Origin of the sequence: Roseivivax isoporae LMG 25204 (genome assembly GCF_000521865.1) — a bacterium.
In the GTDB taxonomy this organism is placed as follows: Bacteria; Pseudomonadota; Alphaproteobacteria; order Rhodobacterales; family Rhodobacteraceae; genus Roseivivax; species Roseivivax isoporae.
The window spans coordinates 1-17,055 of the sequence record NZ_JAME01000020.1 but is presented as its reverse complement, the minus strand read 5'-3'; the positions used below and the strand labels follow the sequence as shown (position 1 = coordinate 17,055).

Annotated in this window: 18 protein-coding genes; 6 read left to right on the top strand and 12 right to left on the bottom strand. The window is 70.1% G+C overall.

Annotation, left to right across the window (positions count from 1 at the left end; genetic code table 11):
- Positions 1-160 precede the first annotated feature (160 nt).
- The 4 genes from rplM (at position 161) to RISW2_RS13415 (ending at position 3,322) form a co-directional block, all read left to right on the top strand.
- Complete coding sequence (rplM, locus tag RISW2_RS13430) at positions 161-625, top strand: 50S ribosomal protein L13 (RefSeq protein ID WP_043772079.1); 465 nt, start codon at positions 161-163, stop codon at positions 623-625.
- A complete protein-coding gene (rpsI, locus tag RISW2_RS13425; protein WP_043772077.1) occupies positions 626-1,114 on the top strand; it encodes a 30S ribosomal protein S9 in 489 nt (162 codons plus the stop codon). It abuts the gene before it with no gap.
- 148 nt (positions 1,115-1,262) lie between these two features.
- A complete protein-coding gene (locus tag RISW2_RS13420; RefSeq protein ID WP_211238700.1) occupies positions 1,263-2,147 on the top strand; it encodes a hypothetical protein in 885 nt (294 codons plus the stop codon).
- Positions 2,144-3,322, top strand: a complete 1,179-nt coding sequence (locus RISW2_RS13415) for a glycosyltransferase (protein WP_043772073.1) — start codon at positions 2,144-2,146, stop codon at positions 3,320-3,322. Before RISW2_RS13420 ends, RISW2_RS13415 begins: the two co-directional genes overlap by 4 nt.
- On the opposite strand, the gene RISW2_RS13410 is transcribed toward RISW2_RS13415, so the two are convergent.
- The 11 genes from RISW2_RS13410 to RISW2_RS13360 all read right to left on the bottom strand — a co-directional run bounded on the left by RISW2_RS13410 (position 3,283) and on the right by RISW2_RS13360 (position 13,626).
- Entirely contained in the window at positions 3,283-3,900 is a 618-nt protein-coding gene (locus tag RISW2_RS13410) for a TetR/AcrR family transcriptional regulator (RefSeq protein WP_043772071.1), read from the bottom strand. The two genes, RISW2_RS13415 and RISW2_RS13410, sit on opposite strands and share 40 nt — an antisense overlap.
- Positions 3,893-4,771, bottom strand: coding sequence for a polyphosphate kinase 2 (gene ppk2 / locus RISW2_RS13405; protein WP_043772069.1), 879 nt, complete (start codon positions 4,769-4,771; stop codon positions 3,893-3,895). The genes RISW2_RS13410 and ppk2 overlap by 8 nt, the downstream gene beginning before the upstream one ends.
- Before the next feature lie 68 nt (positions 4,772-4,839).
- A complete protein-coding gene (locus RISW2_RS13400; protein WP_043772067.1) occupies positions 4,840-5,814 on the bottom strand; it encodes an alpha/beta fold hydrolase in 975 nt (324 codons plus the stop codon).
- Entirely contained in the window at positions 5,811-6,755 is a 945-nt protein-coding gene (locus tag RISW2_RS13395; protein WP_043772065.1) for a homoserine O-succinyltransferase, read from the bottom strand. Before RISW2_RS13395 ends, RISW2_RS13400 begins: the two co-directional genes overlap by 4 nt.
- A gap of 124 nt (positions 6,756-6,879) precedes the next feature.
- Positions 6,880-7,737 carry a hypothetical protein gene (locus RISW2_RS13390; RefSeq protein WP_043772064.1) on the bottom strand — a complete coding sequence of 286 codons (858 nt, stop codon included), beginning with the start codon at positions 7,735-7,737 and terminating at the stop codon, positions 6,880-6,882.
- A gap of 57 nt (positions 7,738-7,794) precedes the next feature.
- Entirely contained in the window at positions 7,795-8,709 is a 915-nt protein-coding gene (locus RISW2_RS13385; RefSeq protein ID WP_043772196.1) for a DMT family transporter, read from the bottom strand.
- A 127-nt stretch (positions 8,710-8,836) separates the two neighbouring features.
- Complete coding sequence (locus RISW2_RS13380; RefSeq protein ID WP_043772062.1) at positions 8,837-10,009, bottom strand: OmpP1/FadL family transporter; 1,173 nt, start codon at positions 10,007-10,009, stop codon at positions 8,837-8,839.
- A 115-nt stretch (positions 10,010-10,124) separates the two neighbouring features.
- Positions 10,125-11,021, bottom strand: a complete 897-nt coding sequence (locus RISW2_RS13375) for a DMT family transporter (RefSeq protein WP_043772060.1) — start codon at positions 11,019-11,021, stop codon at positions 10,125-10,127.
- Between the two features lie 69 nt (positions 11,022-11,090).
- Positions 11,091-11,609 (bottom strand): hypothetical protein, encoded by a 519-nt coding sequence (locus tag RISW2_RS13370; protein WP_043772059.1) that lies wholly within the window; start codon positions 11,607-11,609, stop codon positions 11,091-11,093.
- A gap of 49 nt (positions 11,610-11,658) precedes the next feature.
- Positions 11,659-13,227, bottom strand: coding sequence for a glutamine-hydrolyzing GMP synthase (guaA, locus tag RISW2_RS13365; protein ID WP_043772057.1), 1,569 nt, complete (start codon positions 13,225-13,227; stop codon positions 11,659-11,661).
- Positions 13,228-13,323: 96 nt separating this feature from the next.
- Positions 13,324-13,626 carry a DUF6477 family protein gene (locus tag RISW2_RS13360; RefSeq protein ID WP_043772055.1) on the bottom strand — a complete coding sequence of 101 codons (303 nt, stop codon included), beginning with the start codon at positions 13,624-13,626 and terminating at the stop codon, positions 13,324-13,326.
- Positions 13,627-13,841: 215 nt separating this feature from the next.
- On the opposite strand from RISW2_RS13360, the gene RISW2_RS13355 reads away from it, so the two are divergent.
- The gene (locus RISW2_RS13355) at positions 13,842-14,954 is read left to right on the top strand and encodes a DUF6456 domain-containing protein (RefSeq protein ID WP_051492033.1); all 1,113 of its coding nucleotides are present in this window, start codon (positions 13,842-13,844) and stop codon (positions 14,952-14,954) included.
- A gap of 137 nt (positions 14,955-15,091) precedes the next feature.
- Positions 15,092-16,042 carry a lipoyl synthase gene (lipA, locus tag RISW2_RS13350; RefSeq protein WP_043772053.1) on the top strand — a complete coding sequence of 317 codons (951 nt, stop codon included), beginning with the start codon at positions 15,092-15,094 and terminating at the stop codon, positions 16,040-16,042.
- Between the two features lie 18 nt (positions 16,043-16,060).
- On the opposite strand, the gene RISW2_RS25065 is transcribed toward lipA, so the two are convergent.
- The coding region (locus tag RISW2_RS25065) for an ATP-binding protein (RefSeq protein WP_043772050.1) at positions 16,061-17,055 on the bottom strand (995 nt) is incomplete at its 5' end.

The following is a 17,055-nucleotide window of genomic DNA, read 5'->3' as shown; positions in this document are numbered from 1 at the left end:
TTACCTAAATTTCAAGTGTCTGATTTTCATTGGTAAATTGGAAGAACGCGCGCTTGACCGTGCGTTGCGGATGCTTATAACCCGCCCATCGGATTTCACGGGGCAGGCCCTGCCGCGACCCCGTGCGACAGACACGAGACAAACCAGGGGATACCCCGTCATGAAAACCTTCTCTGCGACGCCCGCGGACATCGACAAGAAGTGGATCGTGATCGACGCCGAAGGCGTCGTTCTCGGCCGCCTCGCCTCGATCGTCGCGATGCGCCTGCGCGGCAAGCACAAGCCGAGCTTCACGCCGCACATGGACATGGGCGACAACGTCATCGTCATCAACGCCGACAAGGTGCAGCTGACCGGCAAGAAGCGCCAGGAGCACTTCTTCTGGCACACCGGGCATCCGGGCGGCATCAAGTCGCGCACCAAGCAGCAGATCCTCGAGGGCGCGCACCCCGAGCGCGTGGTGTTCCAGGCGGTGAAGCGCATGCTGCCGGGCAACAAGCTGTCCCGCAAGCAGCTGACCAACCTGCGCATCTATGCCGGGACCGAGCATCCGCACGAGGCGCAGTCGCCCGCCGTGCTGGACGTCAAGGGCATGAACTCCAAGAACACCCGGGTGGCGAAGTAAATGGCTGATCAGATCAACTCCCTCGAAGACCTGGGCCAGGCCGCTGGCCTCGAGAGCGCACAGCCCGAGGTCCAGATGACCCGCGAGCCGCAGCGCGATTCCCTCGGCCGTGCCTACGCGACCGGCCGCCGCAAGGACGCGACCGCCCGCGTGTGGATCAAGCCGGGCTCCGGCAAGGTCACCGTGAACGGCAAGCCGCTGAACGAATACTTCGCGCGGCCGGTGCTGCAGATGATCCTGAACCAGGCCTTCACCGTGGCCGGCGTCGAAGGCGAGTTCGACGTCATGGCGACCGTGAAGGGCGGCGGGCTCTCGGGCCAGGCCGGCGCGGTCAAGCACGGCATCAGCCAGGCGCTGCAGCTCTACGATCCCGCGCTGCGCCCGGCGCTGAAGGCGGCAGGCTTCCTGACCCGCGACAGCCGGACCGTGGAACGCAAGAAGTACGGCCGCCGCAAGGCCCGCCGCTCCTTCCAGTTCTCGAAGCGCTGATCCCGCGCTCTTCGCGAAGACAGACATGCGCGCCGATCCCCGGATCGGCGCGCACTGCGTTCCGACACCGGATTCGCGTTCCGTGAAACACCGCCCGACCCTCTGTTTGGTCTACACCGCCCGGAAGCGCGACACCGGCTCTACGGCGATGCGCGTGTTTCAGATGCAGGCCCTTCTCGCACGCTACCTGACCGAAAGCCTCGACGTCCGCGTGCTGGAACTGCCAGAGCGTCGGACCCACGGACGCGGCGCCCAGATCCGCTGGGCTCTGTCGGTTCCGGGCAATGCGGTCTACCTCGTGTCAAAGACGGCCGTGCGCGCGCTCGGGTCCACCGCGGCGGCGATCCTGCGCTGGCGAACGCGGGGCCTCTGCTACGACCATGTGGACGAGCCCCGGGACAGCATGCGCCTCGAGGGCGCGGACCGGCACGTCTGCTGTTCCTATGCCCAATTCGACGCGGTCGCGGCGCTGCCGGCAGTCGGCGCGCGGGCGCGTCTCGTGCTGCACGCCGCCGACCTGCGGCTTCGGGACCTGCCACGGCAGCGCGCGTCCGAGTTCGGCTGCGTCTATCTGGGCGATCCCGAGAACACCTCCATTCCGCCTGCGATCGCGAGCAGGATCGACGTCCTGAACGCGCGGACTTCGGGCGAGCTCGACCGTGCCCTGCCGAAGCTGTCCGGATACGCGATGCACTATGCCGTGCGCGCCTGGCGGCCCGGCCAGGCCGGCGCCATGAAGCCTTTCGTCAAGGGTGCAACCGCCGCGGCGCTCGGCGCGGCTATCCTCGCCGCGCGGGACACGCCAGATGCGGAGCGGCTGCTGGGCGCGGATTATCCTTACTTTCATGAAGGCGACGATCCGGTCCCGGTCTTCGAGCGCGCCGAGGCCGGGTTCGGGGGCGCGGAATGGTCCCTCGCACTTGAGCGAATGCGCGCGCTGGACATCGCGCTCGGGCCCGAAACGGTTGCCGGGCAGGTGCACGCGCTCGTCACGGAACTCTACGACCATACCGCCAGAAGGGGACGCAGATGAAAGCCTGCATCGTCGTCGGGAAATACTACTCTCCCGGCCAGACATTCGTGAACCGGCACATCCAGCACCTCTTTGGTGGCGCGGATTGCGTGGTCGCGGACACCCTGACCGGTGAGGCGCCGCAGGACGGGCGCTTCTTCGAGATGGAGCCGCGGGACAGGCCGGCCGTCGATGCGCTTCGCAGACCCTTCGCGCGGGCGTGGAACCACGCGCGGCACGGCACCAGCCGCATGCCGTGGGGCAGCGCGCGGTCCCGCCTCAAGCACTACCTGAGATCCCGGCAGCCGGACTTTATCCTTGCCGAGTTCGGACCGCAGGGCGTGTCGATCGCGCCCATCGCCAATGCGCTCGGGATTCCCGTCTTCTGCTACTTCCGTGGATCGGACGCGTCGTCGCGCATCCGTCACAGCCACGTGCAACGGGCCTACAGGGCGATGATGCCGAGGCTCATGGGGGTCTTCGCCGTCTCGCGCTTCCTTCTCGACAACCTTGCGAGCGTGGGGGCGACGCATCCGAACGCCCACGCCATTCCGTCGGGGGTCGACGTGCGACGGTTCCAGCCGGGCGAAAAGGTGCCGGGTTCCTGCCTTCAGGTCGGCCGCTTCGTCGAGAAGAAATCTCCGCTCTTGACGATCCGGACGTTCGCCGAGGCGGCAGGCCCCGGCGCGCACCTGACCATGATCGGCGACGGCGAGCTTCTCGAACCCGCACGGGCGCTCGTGGCCGAACTCGGGATCGGCGACCGCGTCAGTCTTCCGGGCGCTCTGCCGCACGAGGAGGTGCGCGCGCATCTCGCCCGTTCGGAGTATTATCTTCAGCACTCGGTCACGGCCCGCAACGGGAACACCGAGGGCCTGCCGACCTCGATCCAGGAAGCCATGGCGTGCGGCTGCGTGACGGTGTCGACGCGCCATGCGGGCATCCCCGAGGCGATCGAAAACGGCGCGAATGGCTTTCTCGTGGAGGAGCACGATTTCGAGGGCTACCGCGAGGCCCTGCAGCGGGCTCTCGCGCTCGGATCGCCCGAGCGTCAGGCGCTCGGTGCGCGTGCCCGCGAGGTCGCGGTGGAGCGTTTCGACAACGACGCGCTCCTGAAGACGCTCGAGGAGACGATCGCCGAGACGCTGCAGGCGGCTCAGCTGTCCGGAGGGATGAGGCCGAGCCCGCGCAGGTAGACGCCGATCCCGGTCTCGAGCAGGTCCTCGGGCGGGAAGGGCGAGGTGTTGCCGGGGGAGTTGCGGGCGAAGAGCTCGACCACGCCGTGGCTCATGGCCCAGATATGCGCCGAGAACATCGAGGCCGGGGGCCTGCGGTCGGCAGGGATGTGCTGTGACAGGTCCGCCGCGGCGCGTTCGAGCACGCCCCAGGCGCGGTGCGCCACGGCGGCGAGATCGGCGGAGCGGTTGACGGAGATGCCGCTCTCGAACATCGCGATGTAGTGTCCCGGATATTTCCTGGCGAAGGCGAGATAGGCGCGGCCCGTCGCCTCGAAGGCCGCGAGCGCGGACGGCTGGCCGCTCTCGTAGGCGTATTCCATGAGGTCGGCGAAGACGGCGTAGCCCTGCCGCGCGGCCTCGGCGATCAGGGCCTCGCGCCCGTCGAAATGGCGATAGACCGCGGCCGGCGTCACGCCGGCCTGCTTGGCCGCCTCGGACAGGGTGAAGCCGGTCGGCCCCTTCTCCTCGATCAGCTCGAGCGCGGCGTCGACCAGCGCCTGCCGCAGGTTGCCGTGATGATAGCCGCGTTTAGGCATTCCAGATCCCGGGCCCGCCGGAGACGCGGGGATCGGGCGTGCCCACCGCCGCGTGGTCCTTGCGGTCGTAGTCGAGCGCCGAGAGCACCTGCCGCATCGCGGCGAGCCGCGCGCGGCGCTTGTCGTCGGAACGGATCACCGTCCAGGGCGCGTGGTCGGTGTGGCTGCGCGCCAGCGTCTCGGCGATGGCCGCGCTGTAGGCGTCCCAGCGCTTCAGACCTTCGGCGTCGATCCAGGACAGCTTCCACTGCTTGAGCGGATCGCGTTCGCGCGCGAGGAAGCGGCGCAGCTGTTCGGCGCGGCCCACGTTCAGCCAGAACTTGAAGAGGTGGATGCCGTCGCTCGTGAGCATGCGCTCGAAATCCGGAACCTGCGCGAAGAAATGTTCGCGCTGCGCCTCGGTACAGAAGCCGAAGACGTGTTCGACGACGCCGCGATTGTACCAGGAGCGGTCGAAGAACACGATCTCGCCCGCGGCGGGCAGTTGCTCGGCGTAGCGTTGGAAGTACCACTGGCCCGCCTCGGTGTCCGAGGGTTTCGGCAGCGCCACCACGCGGGCGCCGCGCGGGTTGAGGTAGTCGCGGAACCGCTTGATCGTGCCGCCCTTGCCGGCGGCGTCGCGCCCCTCGAACACGATCGCGATGCGGGCCCCCGTGGCCTTGACCGTCGCCTGCAGCTTGACGAGCTCGACCTGCAGCGCGGTGAGCGCGTCCTCGTAGGCCTTGCGGTCCATGCGCGTGTCGTAGGGATAGCTCTCGGCGAGGATGTCGTCCTTGTCCGCCTCGGCGAGCGCCGCGCGGATCTCGGCCGGTGCCTCGCGGTCGTGGAAGGCGCTGATCGCGCCGTCGAGGGGAAGGTCGCTGTCGGTCATGCCTCGCCCGTCCGTCTGTCGTGCCTCTCGGGCAAGACGTAGGCCCTGTGGCGCGGATGTGAAAGGGATTAACGCAGGCCCGCGCGCCGCGCCGCACGGTCGATCGCTGCAACGACGGCGTCGGGCGCGACCTGGTGCGGCATGTGGCCGATGCCGGGCAGCATGGTCAGCCGCGCGTCGGGCAGGACCTCTGCCAGGGGCCGGGCGTGGATGTCGGGCGGCACGATCTCGTCCGCGTCGCCGTGCACGATCTCGACCGGCAGGTCGAGCGTGGGGTAGCGGCGCGACATCTCGACCACGTGCGGCCGCAGCGTGTTGATCTGGCGCGCATTGGCGCGCAGCGTCGGCGGCCGCAGCGTCAGCGCCACGCCGAGATGGTCCACGTAGCCCTCGGGCACCGGCTGCGGCGCGAAGATCACCTGGACCGCGCGATCGACGATGCCGCGGCCCGCCACCGCGGAGATCGCCGGCGCGAGCACCGCGCCCCCCACTGAGGAACCAAGCACCGCGTATTGCGGTCCGAGACCGCCGGGCCAGGGCATCGTCGCACCGGATACCACGACGAGGCCCGCGGCGGGCCTGTCGAGGCCCCAGGCCATGGCAACCGCGCCGCCATAGGAGTGGCCGACCACCAGCGGGCGCTCGGCACCGAGCGCGCGTGCCGCCTGCGACAGCATCTCTGCCTGAACCGCGGGGCTTTCCGCGCGTGCGGTGAACGCGCCCTCGTAGGAGGGCCCCGCGCGGTCGGTGTAGCCGAGCCCGGGCCGGTCGAGGGCGATCACGCGGTAGCGGTCGGACAGCCGGTCGGCGACGCGGAAGGTCCAGTCGCGGACATTGCCGCTCGCGCCGTGGATCAGCACCACGTCGGGTCCCGATCCGGTCACGTAGGCATGGACCTGCCGGCCGTCCCCCACGTCGACCAGCCGGCCGATGGGCGGGTAGGCGGCATCCGTGCCGGCGGCGCGGCGCGTCGTGCCGCGATCGTCGGCCCCGCATCCCGCGAGCGCGAGGAGCGCCGCGCCGAGAAGCGCCCGGACGGTCACGCGGTCAGCTCCGCGGACTGCCCGGTGCCGATGCGGTCGATCTCGTAGGGTACCGTGCGGTAGATCTCGGAGATCCAGTTGCCGTAGAGCAGGTGCGCATGGCTGCGCCAGCGGTTCTGCGGCGCCTGCGTCGGATCGTCGGCGGGATAGTAGTTCGCCGGCACGTTGATGGGTTTCCCGGCCGCCACGTCGCGGTCGTACTCCTCCTTCAGCGTGCCCGAATCGTATTCGAGGTGGTTGAAGATGTAGAGCGCACGGTGGCCCGCATCCTCCACGAGGCAGGGGCCGGTCTCGGCGCTGTCGATGAGGACGGGCAGGCCCGCGGCCTCGATCTCCTCCCGGCGGAGCTCGGTCCAGCGCGAGACAGGGATCACCATGTCGTCGGAGAAGCCGCGCAGATACGGCGAGGCCGGCGCGCGGTTCACGTGGCGCACGCAGCCGAACGCCTTCCTCGGCAGGTCGTGTTTCGGCACGCGGTGGAAATGGTGGATCATGGCCATCCCGCCCCAGCACACGCCCATGGTCGAATGCACGTGGGTCTGCGTCCAGTCGAACACGCGTTCGAGTTCGTCCCAGTAGGTCACCTCCTCGTAGGGCAGGTGCTCGATGGGGGCGCCGGTGATGATCAGCCCGTCGAACTTCTCGCCGCTCGCCTCGACCTCGGCGAAGGGGCGGTAGAAGCTTTCCATGTGTTCGGCGGCAGTGTTCTTGGTCTCGTGGCTGGTCATGCGGATGAGCGACAGCTCGATCTGCAGGGGCGTCGCGCCGATGAGCCGCGCGAACTGGTTCTCGGTCGCGATCTTCTTGGGCATCAGGTTCAGGAGCCCGATGCGCAGGGGCCGGATGTCCTGCCGCGCCGCCGCGTCCTCGGCCATGACCATGACGCCCTCGCGGTCGAGGACGGCATAGGCGGGCAGGTCGGCAGGCAGCTTGATCGGCATCGGGAACCCTATTCTGGCGCGTGGATGGATGTAGACGTCGCGGTCTCGGGCCTCAAGGTCTCGGGCATCGCACGCAGGGGCAGCCACGCACTGCGCGCATGCCGGGTTTCACCGCGGCGCGGCCTCAGCCGGGCAGGGCGTTCGCGATGGCCTCCTCGAAATCGGCGGCGTCGCGTACCTGCGCCAGCGCGCCCGCGTCGACGGTCACGCCCCAGTTGCGCGCCATCGCGCGGTAGAGCGGCTGACGGTGCGCGAGCGCCTGCGCGTAGGTCCAGCGGATGAAGGCGTCGGGATCGACCTTGTCGGGCGCCACGTCCATCTGCACGAGGTAGTCGCGCCAGACCCGGTCGAGGAAATCGGGCCGGTAGGCCATGGGCTTGGGGTCGCGGTCGAAGCGGCGGACAAGCTCGGCGGTGTGGTCCTCGGACCCCTCGATCCAGACCATCAGGCAATGGCGCGAGAGCTCGGTCAGGATCGGGTCCGCGGGATCCTCGGGATCGACCCATTCGCAGATCGATCCGCCGGTGTCGCAGACGAAATGCGGATAGCCGTAGAGATCCGCCGCGCGGTCGATGAAATAGCCGGTGTCGAGCAGTGCCTCGCGCTCGGCCCGGGCGAACTGGTCCTGCCGCCGCCGGTAGGTGTCGATGTCGAGACCGCCGCGCGCGGGGTCGCCGGGTTTGCCCAGGTAGGCGGACACCGCCCCGAGATTGCGGAAGGTGATGTTCGAGCCGATGTAGATCGAGTCGGACAGCAGCAGGTCGCGCAGGAACGGTACCTCCATCGCCTTCCGCTTGGCGTTGTCCGAGATGTATTCGGACATGTAGCGCGTGCCGATGCGGTAATCGATCGAGTAGTGGAACCAGTCGCCCGCCTCGCGCAAGACGTTCGAGACATGGGTCTTGCCAAGGCCCGACATCGCGAAAAGCAGGACCCGCTTGCGCGGCGCGGCGCGCCAGTCCTGTGCCGTCTCGTAGATCATCTGCGCCCCGGTCCGCCTTGCTGGTCCGGCGATGGGTAGCGGCGGCACCGCGCGCCGTCAAACGCTTACGCGGGTCCGGCGCCGCAGCACGCGCCCGTCGAGGAGCACGAGGCCGCCCGCGAGCAACGCGAAGCCCGCGATCGCGCCGGAGGTCAGCGTCTCGCCGCGGAAGAGCGCGCCGAGGGTGATCGCGACCGGCGGGATCATCAGCGTGACCAGCATGAGGTTGCCGCTGCCGGCCTTGGCCAGAACGCGGTAGTAGAGGAGGTAGGCAAGCGCCGTCGCGACGAGGGCGTAGTACCCGATCGCGGCGAAGGTGCGCGGGGAAAGGTCCACGGGCGGCGGTCCCTCGAGCGCGAGCGTGAGCGGCAGCGCGAGGAGCGTCGCGCAGGTCAGCATGCCGGCGGCCGCGACCTCGGGCGCGAGCCCGCGCAGGTGTTGCCGCCCCCACGCGCCCGCCAGCGCGTAGGACAGCGTCCCGCCGAGGATCGCGATCTGTGCGAGGCTCTGGAGATCGAGATCGGCGATGGCCTCCCAGCCGATCGCCGTGGCGACGCCGGCAAATCCCAGGGAGACGCCCGCGGCGCGGTGCAGCGTCAGCCTCTCGTCGGCAAAGACCAGCGAGGCGACCAGCACGCCCCAGATGGCCGTCGCCGCGTTCAGGATCGAGGTGAGCCCGGTCGAGACATGGAGCTGCCCCCACGCCATCAGCCCGAAGGGGACGACGTTGTTGAGCAGGCCCATGACGAGGAAGGCGCCCCAGACCCGCGGCGCGCGCGGAACCGGCAATCGGCGCAGCGCCACCACGAGCCAGAGCACGCAGGCCGCGGGCCCCACGCGCCAGACCACAGCCGCAAGCGGCGCGATCTCGTCGAGCGCGGTGCGGATGGCCAGGAAGGACGCGCCCCAGATGCAGGCCAGGGCGGCGAGCTCGATCCAGGTGCGCGAGGAAAGGGAGGTCTGTGGCGTCATGGCGGCGATCCTGCGCCGGCGCATTCCGGAAGGCGACCCGGATCCTGCGCAAGGCCGGGATCACCAAAGACGAAACGGGCGGGGATGACCCCGCCCGCGATCGTCACGCCGCCGAGGTCGGCGAGGCTCAGAACGTGTAGCCGATCTTGAAGCCCACGCCGACGGCGCTGTTGTCCTCGAATTCGGCGACCGGCGCGGCGGGGCCCGCCTGAGTCTCGGCATCGCCGATCCAGACGTAGCGGACGCCGGCCGAGATCTCGATCTTGTCCATGGTGTAGCTGCCGCCGAGCCCGAGGCTCCACTGGCCGTCCGTGGGCCCGAGGTTCGAGGCGAAGCCGCCGTTCTGCTTCTCGTAGCCCACAGACACCTGGCCCGCCCACTGTTCGGTGAAGCGGCGGCCGACACCCAGCGTGTAGGTGTAGGTGTCGTCCTCGTAGGACACGAGCGAGGCGCCGCCGGTCAGCGTCTCGTAGGCCTGCGGCGTGATGTCGAACTCGGACCATTCCACCCAGCGGACGCCGCCGAAGAGCAGCGTGTCCGGGGCGATGCCGGTCTGGAAGTCGAGGTTGACCGATTGCGGCGTGGTGATGTCGGTCTTTGTCTCGAAATCCGGGCCGAGGGCCGATGTCTCGGTGGTGTCGAGCTCGTGGTCGATGCGCGAGTTGTAGGTCAGCGCCACGCGGAGCGCGATGTCCGGGATCTCGTAGGCGCCACCCAGCACGTAGCCCCAGCCGCCGTCCTGCTTGCCGTAAGCCTCGTAGGGAGTGCCGGGGGAGGGCACGCCCGGCAGGCCGCCGCCGGTCGACGGGTCCACGCCGTTCACGAACGGCACGACGGCCTTTGCGGACAGCTCCTGGTAGCGCAGGCCGGCATGCACGCTGATGCGTTCGGTGAACTTGTAGCGCCCGATCGCGGTGGCCGCGAAGGAATGCAGCGTCGCGGTCGAATCCGCGGCGAAGTAGCCCGTGCCATCGTCGTAGTCGACCTCGGCGCCGTAGGGCTTGTCGAGGATCAGGGCGAAGGACAGCCGGTCGTTCACGTCATGCTTGAACGCGGCCGAGAACGTGACGAAGTCGGGCGCCATGTCGCCCGAGTCGTCGAACCCCCCGACCCCGGGCAGGGGCAGCGGAAACACCTCGCTGCCCGAAACGTCGGGCCGGAGCGATCCGAAGGACAGTTCCGCGTAGGTGCCCTGCTCGAACAGCACGCCGATCGGCTGGCCGGAGCGGTCGACGCCACCCGCGAGGGCGGCCGTGGCCGAAAGCGCGAAAGCCGAAGCCGTGCAGAACAGGTGTTTCATGAGTGTGTCCCTCATCCCGGTAATAAGATGTCTCCTCGGAATCGAAATACCGTGAGGATTGTTACACGGTCAATTTTGACGATACGTCATGCACCTCTTGCGTGCCGTCACGTCGCTATTTTGTAACATGGATCGTCTCGGCGCGTATATTCGCATAATTCGCGGCGAAGATGACCGCGGCACCGAGGAACACGAACAGGTCGAGCGGCTCGCCGTAGAGCGTCATGCCGACGATGGCGATGATCGGCAGCCGCGTGAAGTCGATGGGCATGACGATGGTCGCCGGGGCGAGCGACAGCGCCGTGGTCAGGCAGAAATGCGCGACGAGCCCGCAGACCGAAATCAACGCGATCCACGGCCATGCGGCGAGCGAGGGCCACGCGATGTCGCCGTCCGCGCCCGCGCAGATCAGGCCGAACGCCGATTGCATGACCGTCAGCCAGAAGAGGATGCAGACGATGCTTTCGGTCCGCGTCAGCCGCCGGGTGAACACGGCCGAGCCGGCGAAGCCGAGCGCCGCGCCCGCCGCGGCGAGAAGGTTCGGGTCGAAGCTGTCGGGCGTCGGGCGCGCGACGATCAGGATGCCCGCGAAGCCGAGCGCGGCGGCGAGCGCGCGCATGCGCGTGATGCGTTCCCCGAGGATCAGCGGCGACAGGGCGATGACCCAGAGCGGCGAGGTGAACTCGAGCGCGAAGACCTGCGCGAGCGGCAGCACCGCGATGGCGTAGAACCACAGGTTCTGCCCCGCGAAGTGGAAGACGTTTCGCGCGAGGTGCAGGTGCATGCTGCGGATGGTCACGAGCCCGAGCGTCCCGGTGAGCGCCGCCGCGCCGGCCACGATGCCGACGCCGATCACGCTGCGGTAGAGCATGATCTCGAAGGTGTCGAGCTCGAGGCTGACCGCGCGTCCCGCCACCGCCATGGTGGTGAACGACGCGATCGCGCCGATCATCCAGAGGCAGGCGCGAAGCGTGTCCGCGGCGGGGGCGGTCAGGGTGGGTGCGGAACTCATGAGGCAGGTTCTGCCCGTCCGCGCGGGCCGCCGCAAGGGCCGGCCGGACGCGACGTCAGTCTGCGGGCCTCAGGCCGGCAGCGCCGGCGGGACGGGCTGGAACGGGGCGAGCACGCTGCGGCGGGCCGCAAAATCCGCGCGGTTGCTCTGGTCGAGCGCCTCGAGCCGCGCGATGCGGGCGCGGGCCTCGGCGACGCGCGCCTTGGCACTGCGGAGCGCGCGGTGCGTGAGGCCGGCGGCGATCGCGGCGAGGACGCCGCAGGCGAGGATCGCGGCGCCGCCGGGTCCGTCCCAGAACGACGAGGCCGCGATGGCCGCCGCGAGCGACAGGGCGATGGCCGCGTTGCGGCGCCGGCGCTGCCGTACCGCGTGGGCACGGTCGGCGACCATGCGCTCTCGCGTGTGCTCGAGTTCGGCCGCGATCGCCGCGATGCGGTGCGCGATGCCGGCACAGTCGACCGCGTCGCCTCCGGCCTGCGCGGAGGCGTCGTCGTCACGGCGTGTGCAGCGGGGCCCGAACGCGCTGGCGAGGATCGCCACGGCCAGTTGCACCGCGATGCAGGCGGGCAGGAGCGCGACGGCGGTCATCGGCCGGCACGGCCCCGGACATGCGGGACGATGCCCCGACCGATCCGGATCATTCCCATTCGATGGTTCCCGGCGGCTTCGAGGTCACGTCGTAGGTCACGCGGTTGATGCCGCGCACCTCGTTGATGATCCGCGTCGCCGTCTCGCCCAGGAATTCGTGGCTGAACGGGTAGAAGTCCGCGGTCATGCCGTCGACGCTGGTCACGGCGCGCAGCGCGCAGGCAAAGTCATAGGTGCGCCCGTCGCCCATGACGCCCACGGTCCGCACGGGGAGGATCGCCGCGAAGGCCTGCCAGATCTCGTCATAGAGACCGTGCCGCCGGATCTGGTCGATGAAGACCGCGTCGGCGCGGCGCAGGATCTCGAGCTTCTCGCGGGTGATCTCGCCCGGGCAGCGGATCGCGAGGCCGGGGCCGGGGAAGGGGTGGCGCCCGATGAAGCTGTCGGGCAGGCCGAGCTCGCGTCCGAGCGCGCGCACCTCGTCCTTGAAGAGTTCGCGCAACGGCTCGACGAGCTTCAGGCCCATCTTCTCGGGCAGGCCGCCCACGTTGTGGTGCGACTTGATCGTGACCGACGGGCCGCCCGAGAAGCTGACGCTCTCGATCACGTCGGGATAGAGCGTGCCTTGCGCGAGGAAGGCCGCGCCCTCGATCTGGTCGGCGTATTTCTGGAACACGTCGATGAAGAGCCGGCCGATCGTCTTGCGCTTGGTCTCGGGGTCGGAGACGCCCTCGAGCTGCGACAGGAACAGCTCCTGCTCCTCGGCGTGGATGACCTGGAGGTTCATGTGGTCGCGGAACATGCCCACGACTTCCTCGGCCTCGTTGAGCCGCAGGAGCCCGTGGTCGACGAAGACGCAGGTCAGCTGGTCGCCCACCGCCTCGTGGATCAGCGCGGCGGCCACCGAGCTGTCGACGCCGCCCGAGAGCGCGCAGATCACCTTGGCCTCGCCCACCTGGTCGCGGATCTTCTGCACCGCCTCCTCGCGGTAGGCGTTCATGGTCCAGTCGCCGGCGAAACCCGCATCGCGCACGAAGTTCTCGTAGAGCGTGCGGCCGTTGGGCGTGTGGTGCACCTCGGGATGGAACTGCACCGCGTAGAACCGCCGCGCGAGATCCGCGGTCACAGCGAAGGGCGCGCCGGGCGAGGTGCCATAGACCGCGAAACCGGGCGCCAGCGCGGCCACATGGTCGCCGTGGCTCATCCAGACCTGCTCGCGTCCCGTGCCGTCGAGGAACCAGCCGTTCAGCAGGTCGATGCGGTCGGCCCCGGGCGTCACATAGGCCCGGCCGAATTCGGCGGTGCCTTCGCCCGCCTCGACGCGGCCCCCCAGGTCCTGCATCATCACCTGCTGGCCGTAGCAGATCCCGAGGATCGGCACGCCCAGATCGTAGACCGCCCGGGGTGGTCGCGGGCTGCCTTCGCGGGTGACGCTGTCCGGTCCGCCCGAGAAGATCACGGCCTTCGGTGCAAAGTCCCGCAGGAAGTCCTCGGTGACGTTCTGGTAGGGGTGAATCTCGCAGTAGACGTTGAGTTCGCGCAGGCGGCGCGCGATCAGCTGCGTCACCTGGCTGCCGAAATCGACGATGAGAAGGCGGTCGTGGGCGGTCCTGTCCATGGGGTGCCAGTAGCCGCAAGCCCACGTCCGCGCAAGGGGCGCCCGCGACGCGCGCGCCGCCGCCGTGGCACGCTGCGCAATGTCGCGCCGTCGGGCTCACTCGGCGGCGATGACCGCAGGCGGCTCGCGGGCGATCCGCTGCTCGGCGATGATGGCTGACAGCAGCTCGACGTGCCGCGTGACCGAGTAGGCCGTGCCGCCAGATCGGCGCGCCGCGTCAAGCGGCGCCTCGGCCGCGAGGAGCTGCGCGAGCGGCCCGCGGCCGCCCGCATGGGCGGCGAAGCCCAGCAGCCGGGGCAGGTGCACGTCGCGCCGGTACTCGTCCGCCGCCAGCCGCGCGGTGCGGATCAGCAGGCGCGGCCGCCGCATTGTGGACAAGTTGTGGATATCTGTCGTCATCGCCGTCGCTCCCTAACCGGATTTGGCGATGCTGGCACACCCGAGGCGTGTGTTGCGCAAACGAAACTCCCGTATTCGCCGGTCAGACTGTTTAGATTTTGGCAATAAATGGCCGATCATGATCCCGTCGTTAACCGACCGGAAATAATAACGACGAGCCGGCGGATTGACCGAAGGGGTTGTGGATGAGTCTGTTGAAAACATTGGGGACAAGAATGATCTCAGGGGAAAATCTCGCGGGTCCGGAGCACCTTCCGGGCTGGGTTCCCGCGGATGCGGCGCGCTACATCGCGCACGTGGAGCATGGTGCCTCGCTCCGGGCGCTGGCCCGCGAATCCGGCTGCCATGCCTCGACCGTGCTGCGCCAGGTGCGCCGCATCGAGCAGCGCCGCGACGATCCGCTGATCGATGCCGCGCTGCGCGACCTCGCCGCCCGCCAGGCGCGGGGGGCACACCTGCGCGCGGTCCGCGACCCGGCGCCGGAACGGAAATCGGTCACCGGGTCGGGGGCGCGCGACGCCGGCTGCGCGGCGGAGCCCGAGGCCAGCCCGGGCGGCGACGCGGCACTTGCCCGTGCGGCGTCGGGCATCCTGCGCCTGCTCTGCCAGCGGGGCGCGGTGCTTGCCGTCGCGCAGGACATGGACAAGTCGGTGATCGTGCGCACCACCGCCACGGGCGACAGCGAACGGCTGGCGGTGGTCGACAGCGCGCTTGCCCAGGCGATCGCGCTCAAGGGCTGGATTTCCTGCGACGAACCCGGCCGGGTGTCGCGCTACCGGGTGACGACGCAGGGCCGCGCCGCGCTCGGGCGCATGACCGCGGCGCGCGAGGACGAGGCGCGCCTCAGGGCCGAGGGCACCGGCGAGGAGGGCGGCACCGGGCCACGCCAGGTGCAGCCCGAGACGCCGATGGCGGCGCTCGCACGGCGGCGCGACAAGACCGGTCGGCCCTTCCTGGCCGCCGACCTCGTGATGGCGGGGGAACGCCTGCGCACCGATTACGAGCTTGCGCAGCTCTGCGAGGGGCCGCGCACCGACTGGCGCCGCTTCCTCGCCGAGGGCGCCGCGGACCCGGCGATCTTCGGCGATCCGGCGCTGTCCGGTCCCGCGGCGGCGCGGCGGCGGATCGGCGAGGCGCTGCGCGATCTCGGGCCGGGGCTCGGGGACGTGGCGCTGCGCTGCTGCTGCGAACTCGAGGGTCTCGAGGCGACCGAGCGGCGCATGGGATGGTCGGCGCGGTCGGGCAAGATCGTCCTGCGGATCGCGCTCCAGCGGCTCAGGCGCCACTACGCGATGCCGGGCGCCGGCGGGCAGCGGCTGATCGGCTGAGCGCGACACGATCCCGGGTTCGGCAAGAGGAGATACATGCACGGCGCACAAGGCCGCGATGCGGCGGGCCGCCCCACTGGCGGAACCGGCGCGGACGGCCTATGGTCCCCCAAAGCGAACAGCAACCGGGGGCACCCATGCGCGACCTCAAGATCCCGGGCCAGCGGCATCCGGAAAAGGCGCACCGGCCCGACAACGCCCAGCCGAAGAAACCCGCCTGGATCCGCGTGAAGGCGCCGGGCGGCGAGGGCTATGCCGAGACGCGCCGCATCATGCGCGACAACAACCTGACCACGGTCTGCGAGGAGGCGGGCTGCCCGAACGTCGGCGAATGCTGGAGCCAGGGCCACGCCACCATGATGATCATGGGCGAGGTCTGCACCCGTGGCTGCACCTTCTGCAACGTGGCGACGGGACGTCCCGACGCGCTCGACGTGTTCGAACCCGGCCGCGTGGCCGACGCGGTGCAGAAGCTCGGCCTGAACCACGTGGTCATCACCTCGGTCGACCGCGACGACCTCGAGGATGGCGGGGCGGAGCATTTCGCGCAGACGATCCGCGCCGTGCGTCACCGCGCGCCCGGCACGACGATCGAGATCCTGACGCCCGACTTCCTGAAATGCGCCCCCGAGGTGCTGGAGATCGTCGTGGCGGCAAAGCCCGACGTCTTCAACCACAACCTCGAGACCGTGCCGGGCCTCTATCCCGAGGTGCGTCCCGGCGCGCGCTACTTCCATTCCCTGCGGCTCCTGCAGCGGGTCAAGGAGCTCGACCCGCGCATCTTCACCAAGTCCGGCATCATGGTGGGCCTCGGCGAGGAGCGCCCGCAGGTACTGCAGGTGATGGACGACCTGCGCTCGGCCGACGTCGACTTCATGACCATCGGCCAGTACCTGCAGCCGACGACCAAGCACCACCGCATCGACCGCTTCGTGACCCCCGAGGAGTTCGCGAGCTACGAGAAGGCGGCGTTCGGCAAGGGGTTCCTCATGGTGTCGGCGACGCCGCTCACGCGGTCCTCCTACCACGCGGGCGACGATTTCGCGCGGCTGCGTGCGGCCCGCGAGGCGCGGCTGGCCATCGCCTGAGCCGCGCGCGCCGGGCGCTCAGGCGCCCGGCATAGCCTCTTCGGCCAGCCGCAGGACGCGGCCGCCCAGGTCGCGGAAGGCCCTCTGCCGACAGGTCAGGACGAGGATCTGCAGGTCGCCCGCCTGCCGGTGAAGCGCGTCGAACATCCGCTCGATCCGGTCGTCGTCGGTGAAGACCAGCGCGTCGTCGAGGATGACCGGCGCGTGCCGCCCGGCCTCGGCCAGCATCCGCGCGAAGGCGAGCCGGACCAGCAGCGCCACCTGTTCGTGGGTGCCACCCGACAGGATGTCGATGGGCTCCGTCGTGCCGGCGCGGCGCAGCGCCTCGGGCAGCAGTGTCTCCTGTCCCCAGTCGAGTTCCGCGTCGGGCCAGAGCAGGTTGAGGAGCGGGCCGAGTTCGGCCGCGACGGGGGCAAAGTAGCGCTCGCGCGCCTCGGATTTCGCCTGTTCGAGGACCGCGACCAGCCGCTCCAGCACCGCCACCTCGCGGTCGAGGCGCGCGAGATCCGCCGCGGCGACGGCAAGGTCCTGTTCCGCTTCGGCCAGCCGTTCCTCGACCGCCTCGCCCGAGGCGCGGGCGATGCGTTCGTCGAGCCGCGCGATCTCCGGCCGCAGGCGCGCGGCCTGTTCGCGCGCCTCCCGGTCGACGGCGGTGGCGCGCTTCAGCGCCGCCTCGGCCGCGGCGAGGTCGGGCGCCGCGCCGCGCGTCTCGGAAAGGAGCGCCTCGGCCGCCTCGAGCGCCCCGCGGGCCTGCCGGAAACCCTGCGCCAGCTCTTCCTCGGTCGCGTCGCCCAGCCGCGCCAGCGCGGCGTCGGCACGGCCCGCGCGGCCCCGCGCCCCCTCGAGGGCGGCCTCCGCGGTCGCGGCGGCGGTGCGCGCGTCCGACAAACGTTCGGCGGCGGCATCGCGGTCGGCCTGCGCCGCCACATGCGCAGCCTCGGCCTCGGTCAGCTCGGCATCTGCGGCGGCGGTGTCGGGTGCGTCCTCCGCGTCCGCGTCCCCGGGCGCGGGGA